The sequence below is a fragment of the Lactobacillus taiwanensis DSM 21401 genome, assembly GCF_001436695.1.
Lineage (GTDB): Bacteria > Bacillota > Bacilli > Lactobacillales > Lactobacillaceae > Lactobacillus > Lactobacillus taiwanensis.
Genome location: NZ_AYZG01000001.1, coordinates 246179 through 254563 on the forward strand (window position 1 = coordinate 246179; position 8385 = coordinate 254563).

The window sequence follows — 8385 nt, forward strand, 5'->3', positions numbered from 1 at the left end:
AACGTTGTCGTTTTAAACCACTGTGTCACAGCATTCTAATTCGTCCTCTAAAAAACAAAAAAGACTTAACTTCCACTTACTAAAATAGAAACTAAGTCTTCTTTTCCCTATATAAAATCAATTTATTTAACTATTTGCAATTTCTTTAAAATGAGAAGCTAAATCTTGGTTAGCAGTTGGATGAACTACCACATAACCTCCATTTGTCGTCTGATCAACCAAGGCAACTGGTTCTCCATGATAAAAACAGAACAGATACGTTATATGATCTTCTGCACTTTTACCATTATGATTAAAAATAGCAACTACATTGTATGTATCACTGCCATTATCTTTATTAATTACTTGCGGATTCCATTTCAACTTAATAGTTTCCATATCTTTAGGATCCCTACTATCATGATCTCTAGAGCTCAATTTAAATGGGTAAGTATCTTCACTAATATCGCGTGGGAAATGCTCTCCAGCTAATGTTACCAGATCATCTTCTCCTTCATTATAATGCTCATAAGATTGATGCATCTTCTTGCCGAATTCATCCATATAACTAATTAATTCATCATTTTGGTTATTTGACCATAGCCAGTCTTTAGATGCAGTCTTCTTAGATTTTGTGTTAGTTTTTGAACTCCGATCATTAGCTTTTTCATCCGACTTACCAGTAACAATCGATAGATTATCATTCCAAATATTTACATTTTTCTCCGTGTTTTCAGATTTAATTTCTGGATAAATCTGAGTTAAAACACTTCTATTACTGTAGCTAGACTTATTTCCAACATAAGTTATCTCTTTATTATCCTTAGAAACTAAATAGCCAACCTGATCATTTATAACATACAATCTACTTCCGTCAGTAGCACTGATCTCATAATCTCCAAAACGATATTTTGAATAACTTTCTATTGTTAAGTGACCGCTTCTTAAATCATCAGCTGCTTCTCCCCATTTTTTGCCATATTTTTTATCAGCATAAAGGATTGCCCAAGCAGCTAGTTGCTTACTTGGAATCTTTTTAATCTCAGCACTAGTTAATTTTCCATTACCACCAATCACAGTGCTATTAGACGAATTTCGACTATGTTGATACAAGCCCCAGCCACCAAAAATAAGGATAAATACGGCGATAATTGATCCAATAATAATATTTCTTTTTTGGGATTTTAATCTATTGCTGTGAATTTCACTTCTTTTAGGCATCTCAGAATTGGAAGATATAACTAACCTTCCGCAATGTGGACAGAATCGATCCGTAGGCTTAATTGATTTCCCACAATGGGGACAAAATTTATTCATACTTTGACCTTTCTAAAAGGGTAAATTATAGCACTGTCATTAAATTCTTTATATTGTAACAAATTAATCAACAAAAAAAGCTGATAGAAACGAAATGAAGTGCCTCATAATTGTTAGACATAAATCTAATGATTGTGAGGCACTTTTTTATGACCAAATATTCAACTGAATTAAAAATTAAAGTTATTTCTAAATATTTAAATCATGTTAATTCACTATTAGGATTAGAAAAAGGAATATTTGAAGAGATGTCCAATAGTTTATTACGCAGAAATTTATACATTTTTCATTATAAAAAACGACCCACGTATGGTTTTACCAACGCAAGTCGTTTTCGACATCTATATAAATAAGCTATTTTTTCATGCTAGCAAGCATTTGATTGATATCTACAATTCCTGCCTTGCCAGCATTAACAGCATCTGAATCATTGCCAATCATTTGACTGTTAAGCCAATCAATTACCATTACTAGGTTCATCCCAGCAACCAAATGAATATTTTGACCACCCATAATCAAACGACTAACTGTATTAGCGGGAGTTCCTCCCATTAAATCCGAAAATACTGTTAAATCTTCTTCAGGAATACCGTTAATGGTATCTTGAAACTTTTTTTCAAAATCTTCTGGTCCTTCTTCCTGAAGTAAGCATACTACATGAATATGTTCTTGAGGACCCATAATTAACTCTGCACTTTTTTTAACTTCTTCAGCCATCTTACCATGACCAATTAACACTAATTCTTTTGTCATAACATTTTTCCTTTAATTTGCTGCTTGAATACCAGTACCCAAAGTTTGAATGCTTGTGAACAAAACTGAGAATAAAGTAGTAAATGTGAATCCCATAATTAGATAAGCAATGTGCTTCCTAACTGGTAAGTAACGAAGCAAAATAGCAAAACCAACTGCAGGAAGAACAGCACCAGCTACTGTCAAACCAGTACCTAACTACTTCAAGTTTTCGTTTAATGAGTTAGCAATAGTTTGAACTAAACCGCGTCCAAATGCTAAGACAATAAATACAGGGATTGCATGCGATAAAGTCCATGGAATTGCACCATATAGGAAGTTTCTTTCAATTCCCTTGTGGGCTCATCCCTTTAATACTTACTGAAAATGCTGTTGCGAGAACTGTACTTCTGTAAAATATTTTGTAAGCGATTTCTACGGTTTTAGTCTTAGTATGTTAAGTTTTGCCAGTCAACTGGTTGTGACCACTTTTTAAAGATTTTCTAAAGTTCCTTATAAAGGTATATTCTTTTAAGCTTTGTAACGTGATTCACCATTTAGATAAGTTTCACTTACCGTCATATCATGGTTTAATACAACAAAATCAGCTGAGTGATCTGGCTTGATCACTCCACACTTATCAAGTAAATTACAGCTCTTAGCTGGCACATAACTTGCCATCATAACTGCATCTTCAGGTGTTGCGACATTCCAATCAACTACATTCTTAACAGCATCCTTTAAGAGCAAAATACTACCTGCCAAATTATTAGTTTCTTTTAGGCGTGCCATTCCGTCTTTAACATAAACTGGTAATTCCCCTAAAACATAGTCACCATCTGGCATTAATCCAGCTTGCATACAATCTGTAATCAAAGCAATATGCTCTGGTCCACGTGCATTTACCAAAGCACGAACAGCTGGTTCTTCAACATGATGACCATCGCAAATTAATTCATCTGTTGTTAAACGTGAAGAAAAAGCAGCACCAATAATATTAGGTGAGTGTTGTGACAAACTATTCATCCCATTAAATGTATGGGTAAATACGCTAGCACCAGCTTCAACACAACCAATAGCATCTTCAAAATCAGAATCTGAGTGGCCTAAAGCAACAACTAGTCCCATTTTTACTGCTTCACGTACAAACTGACGAGCATTTTTCCTTTCAGGTGCCATTGAAATCTTAATTAGCAGGTTATCTGAAGCCTTACGCCATTTTTTCAAAAGCATAATTGATGGATCAGTCATGTACTTTGGATTTTCTGCTCCACCATGCTTTGGAGTAAAGAAAGGTCCTTCAAAGTGCAAACCTTGAATTTTAGCACCAGTTTCTTCACCCTTATGTGCAGCAAACTTTTCACAAGTTTCTGTTAATTCTTTGTCACTAGCAGTAATAGTAGTTGGTAGCCAGCTAGTTACACCAGCGTGAAGCAATCCTTCAGAAATCTTGTTAACACCTTCCCAGTCGCTTTTCATTGTATCTTCATCAAGCAAACCGTGAATGTGTGTATCAACATAACCAGGTGCAATCCATTGATCGCCATATTCTTTAATCAAACCATGGCTAGGCTTTTCATCTTCTCGATAATATAAACCAAAGTTTCCGTCATCTTGAATTTCAAGATAACCACCATTTTCCGTTCTATTTTCTAAAAAAAATTTTCCTGCATGAATGTAATATGACATAGTATTTAACTCCTTAAATTAATTTTTATTTTAAAATAAAAATGTTTTCAAAATTTGAATATTATTTGACGAATTTGTGAATTGTTATGCCCTTAACAACACGATTAACTGTTCCCGTTGGTGAAGATGTATCTGGGGTGTTTCCTACTTTGATTGAAGTAGGAAAAGCAATTGTTTGACCAAACATAATGTCTGGTAAAGCTAAATAAGCATCGGGTAATGTTTTTCCTTCAAAAGCAAAGAACTTACTATCAAAATTTTGACCTTCTTTTAATTGATCCACTCCCATCACTAATGGAACAATTTCATCATCTTTAATCTCATCTAAGATATCTAAATCGTATTTTCTGGTGTAGGTATTGTTAGATACAAAATCAAACTTATTACGGTCACCATGTTTTCTTAAATATAGCATTACCGTGTTGCCTACATAAGCACTAGTTCCTGCCCAGTAAAAATAACCTTTACCTTATTAAATTTTTGGATGATTTTAGTTAAAAAATCATCAATCTCTGTTTTCTTTTCTTGATAGATATCAAAAGTTTCTTTCCATAAAGTTGGCTGTTGTTGAATTTCCCTAGTAGTGATATTTGCGCCTATCTTTTTAATTCTGCGTCACTTTTATTAAACATTAGCCTATTCCTTTCGTAACTACACTAAATGATTGTATTGCCGTGAACGATAAATAAACCTATCGCCTCGAGCAAGAGAAATCGTAAATTCAATTGGCACATTTTTATCATTGATTGCCCGTCTAAAAATCTTCAAGCTTGCATCTCCAGGTTTTACTCCTAGAACTTTGCTATCTTTTTCATCTAAATTGACCGCCTGTACATCTTCAAAAGCAAGAATACTTTGTTCATTATATTTTTGCTTCATCACTGTATATAAGTTTTCCTTTAGGTCTGACATTTTTAGATTAGGAAAAATTTTTTCAGGTAAATATGTTTCTCCATACATTAGTGGTACTCCATCAGCTAGACGTAACCTAACTAATTTATATGCTTTCTCACCAGCTCTTAAATTAAGCTGATTTGCAACGTCTTCTTCAGGTGTCACAAGTTCTAATGTGCGGTTTTGTGTTGTTGGCTTATGGCCTGTTTCAGACATTTGCTCACTAAAAGAATACATACTTCCCAAGTTAGTTTGATCTAGATAAATTGTCGAAACAAATGTACCTTTTCCATGCAATCGATAAATAATGCCTCGTTCTTCTAAATCATTTAATGCTAATCGAATCGTATTTCGACTCACGCCATATTCTTTTAAAAGTTGCCTTTCACTCGGTAATCGATCATTTGGCTTCATCTCAGACTTAATTTTATTTTCAAGATCTGAGATTACTTGCTGATAAAGTGGTTTTTTCATCTTCTAACCCCATCCAATCTTTAACTGGTTAGTACCACATTCTACAGAATATTTTAGAAAACGTTTTATGTCAAATCTAAAAAAACACGAAACTCATTTTTTCGTTATAATATGAACTATACGTAAATGAAAAATTTAATTTAAAGAAGAAAACTAATTATGTCTGAAATTACTAACAAACAACAACCTCAACATTTAAGTCGTTTAGTCCATGTAGCTAAGGGTACTCGCTACTATGATTTGCAATTTGCAGATGGAACAAGAGCACGTTTATATATTATTGCTAAAGGGATCTTTCGTTTAATCGTTGATCCAGCAGCAGAATTTAAACCTTTAACTCCATCATTAACTATCGCAGCAAGTAACTTTAGTTTGCGTCCATTTGAAGATTCTCAGCTTTTAGTAACCGATGAAACTTTTACCATTAAAAGTGGTCAATTTTCACTTCGCTTACAAAAGAATCCGGTTATCTTCAGTATCTTTGACGATCAATTACATCGCTACCGCATGATGCAAAGTAGCCCAATTGAACTCGGTAATGATTATTCCCGTGAATTCTTACGTCAGAACAAAAACGAATTCTACTACGGTGGCGGGATGCAAAACGGAAGTTTCAGCCACAAAGGAAAAATTATCGAGATTAAAAATACTAATTTAACTGGTCCAGGTGCTGTTGCTTGTCCGGAAGGATTTTTCTGGTCAAATGCTGGTTTTGCAGAATTAAGAAACACCTGGAAAGATGGTGTCTACAACTTTAAGAGCGATGATGGAACTACAGCTATTATTACTCATCAAACTCCTATTTTTGATAATTTCTATCTTTTAGGAGATTCTCCAGCAGAAATATTGCGCCAGTACTATAAAATTACCGGTTCACCTCTTTTCTTGCCTAAATATGCCTTAGGATTGGGTTATCTTGGTAATTACCTTGATACTTGTTGGACAGGAGCTAAGCCTCAAGAAAATAGTGCTATTAAATTTGAAGACGGCAATACTTATAAGATTGCTCACATCGATGATGATATTGTAGCTAAGTCCTCTCTTAATGGAGAAGAACAGTACCAATTTTCTGCACGCGCAATGATTGAAAGGTACAATTCTTATCATCTTCCACTTAGTTGGTTTGTTCCTAACTATGAAAGCAAACAAGATTTAGATGAAGATGAGATGAACAACTTAGTCGATTTTGCAAAAGACCAAAATGTAAAAATAGGATTCTATGGATCCTTGCCTACTGATGCACCAGCTAATTTTTTAAAGTTCAAGACTGATCCTGCTAATTTCCCTAATGAAAAAATAATGCAGGACTTTGCTATCGCTAGTGAACCTCTAATTGATAAAAATCAAACCAATCGTCCTTGGGCAATGGCAAGTAATGGTTGGAGTGCTATTCAAACTTTGGCTACTACCGCAAATGAAGGCGTTGGCGGTGAATGGGATCAAATTGCTACTGAAATTGCTAGCTTTTTAAGTATGTCTCTTTCTGGGCAGCCAAATGTCGGAAGTGCTATTGATGGAAAAGAAGGCGGCGGTAATGCACAAGTAAATATCCGTGACTTACAATGGAAAGTCTTTACCCCACTTCTTTACTCAATTGATAATTATGGTAATATCCAAAAAACGCCGTTTGCATTTAATGCAAAAATGACTAGAATTACTCGCGCCTATCTTAAACTTAGAGAAAAAATCACCCCATATCTCTATACTCTTACCCGCGCGGCTCAAGATGGAATGCCAATTGTTAGACCTCTTTTCTTAGCTTTCCCTCATGAGCGAGTTAACTATACTAACCAAGTTAAACATGAATTTATGCTGGGAAATAACCTACTAATCGCGCCAATTACTAACGGACGAGAAGATCCAAGTGGTGCTTCCCTAAAGGATAATCTCTACTTACCCGATCATCGCACAATGTGGATTGACCTCTTTACTGGTAAGAAATTAATTGGTGGTCGAATTTACGATAAGTTACATTACCCACTCTGGCATCTTCCTGTATATGTCCGCGGCGGTGCGATTTTACAAGAGTCCTTAAGAAGTGCACTTGTTTACCCACAAAGTAAAAGCTCAGCCATTTTATATGAAGATGACAATCAAACTACTGATTATGAAAAGGGCCATGCAGCTACTACACAAATCACTAGCTCTGTTAGCGGATCAAACCTTCATATTACTGTCTACCCAACTGAAGGCAGCTACACTGGTCTTGAAGAGAAACAAATTACTAATTTAACGATTATGTCTGATCGTTATCCTGGTAAAGTTTCTCTTAAACTAAACGATCAATTTGTTCCACTAACTGAATATAACGATCTTGATAGCTTTAACAAAGCTGAAGAAGGTATCTTCTACCAACAAGATTACATGCCATGCAAAGAGTTTGGTTACTTTACTGGTCAACTGCAACCAGCGCTTAGAGTGAAGATGCCGGCTGTCGATATTCATGACAACAAGTTCGAGCTAATGATTGAAAACTTTAGCTACGGTAGCGAAGTAGAACAACACGCTATTATTGATTCAGCAATGGCTTCTCCAAGAAGTGCTGCAATTCTAACTGATCGCCTAACCTCAAAGAGTATTACTATTACATGGACTAATCCAACTAATTTCGCAGATAAAAATATAATGGCCGATATCGAAGTTAACGGAATTGTTCATACTAATATTGACGGTAATACTTTTACTTTCCATGAGCTTGAACCTAATACACGCTACCGCTTCAGAATTAGAAATAAATTCGGTAATAAAGTATCCGATTGGTCAGAATACTTTGGCACTCATACAAAGCGCGATCAGATGGATTACGCCATTTCAAATGTTACAGTTTCGAGTACGGGAGAAAGCGAAGAAGATTTACAAGTCGAAAACCTAACTGATCTAAAATTAGCTAGTGAGTGGCTTTCTAAAGACCAAATTACTAAAGATAGTCCTCTAGACTTAACTTTTAATTTCAACCATATTTATAAACTGAGCCGGATGGTTTACGTTCCTCGTTCACGTGATCGCATTGGTCATGTTTTACGTGTTCAAGTTGCTATTTCCAAAGACGGAGAAAACTTTAGCGACTTCAGTAAAGAAATTAATTGGCCAAACGATGCTAAAAACAAGGTAATTGGCTTAAGAGACGTAGTTGCTAAATCAATTAAACTTAGAATTTTGGCAACTTCTGATAATTTAGCTTCTGGAAAAGAAGTTCTATTCTTTATGGCTAAAGAATAAAATTAAAAAGTCCGAAAAGGAAATGTGGCTGTTTGTCAAATCCTGTTGATGAATAGTTTTGAAAAAGAATCAAGCAACTAA

5 protein-coding genes and 2 pseudogenes are annotated in these 8385 nt (G+C 35.0%); 1 reads left to right on the forward strand and 6 read right to left on the reverse strand.

Annotation, left to right across the window (positions count from 1 at the left end; genetic code table 11):
* Positions 1–126: 126 nt before the first annotated feature.
* The 6 genes and pseudogenes from FD18_RS01200 to FD18_RS01225 all read right to left on the reverse strand — a co-directional run bounded on the left by FD18_RS01200 (position 127) and on the right by FD18_RS01225 (position 5085).
* A complete protein-coding gene (locus FD18_RS01200) occupies positions 127–1296 on the reverse strand; it encodes a DUF4767 domain-containing protein (protein ID WP_057718162.1) in 1170 nt (389 codons plus the stop codon).
* A 354-nt stretch (positions 1297–1650) separates the two neighbouring features.
* Positions 1651–2049 carry a PTS sugar transporter subunit IIA gene (locus FD18_RS01205; protein ID WP_057718163.1) on the reverse strand — a complete coding sequence of 133 codons (399 nt, stop codon included), beginning with the start codon at positions 2047–2049 and terminating at the stop codon, positions 1651–1653.
* 21 nt (positions 2050–2070) lie between these two features.
* A pseudogene (locus FD18_RS01210) lies at positions 2071–2388 on the reverse strand (PTS sugar transporter subunit IIC); the annotation flags it as partial.
* 171 nt (positions 2389–2559) lie between these two features.
* Positions 2560–3717, reverse strand: a complete 1158-nt coding sequence (nagA, locus tag FD18_RS01215; RefSeq protein ID WP_057718164.1) for an N-acetylglucosamine-6-phosphate deacetylase — start codon at positions 3715–3717, stop codon at positions 2560–2562.
* 61 nt (positions 3718–3778) lie between these two features.
* A pseudogene (locus FD18_RS09235) lies at positions 3779–4349 on the reverse strand (phosphoheptose isomerase family protein).
* Between the two features lie 19 nt (positions 4350–4368).
* A complete protein-coding gene (locus FD18_RS01225) occupies positions 4369–5085 on the reverse strand; it encodes a GntR family transcriptional regulator (protein WP_057718166.1) in 717 nt (238 codons plus the stop codon).
* A 159-nt stretch (positions 5086–5244) separates the two neighbouring features.
* Between FD18_RS01225 and FD18_RS01230 the strand changes: the two genes are divergently transcribed.
* Entirely contained in the window at positions 5245–8304 is a 3060-nt protein-coding gene (locus FD18_RS01230) for a DUF5110 domain-containing protein (protein WP_057718167.1), read from the forward strand.
* Positions 8305–8385: the final 81 nt, after the last annotated feature.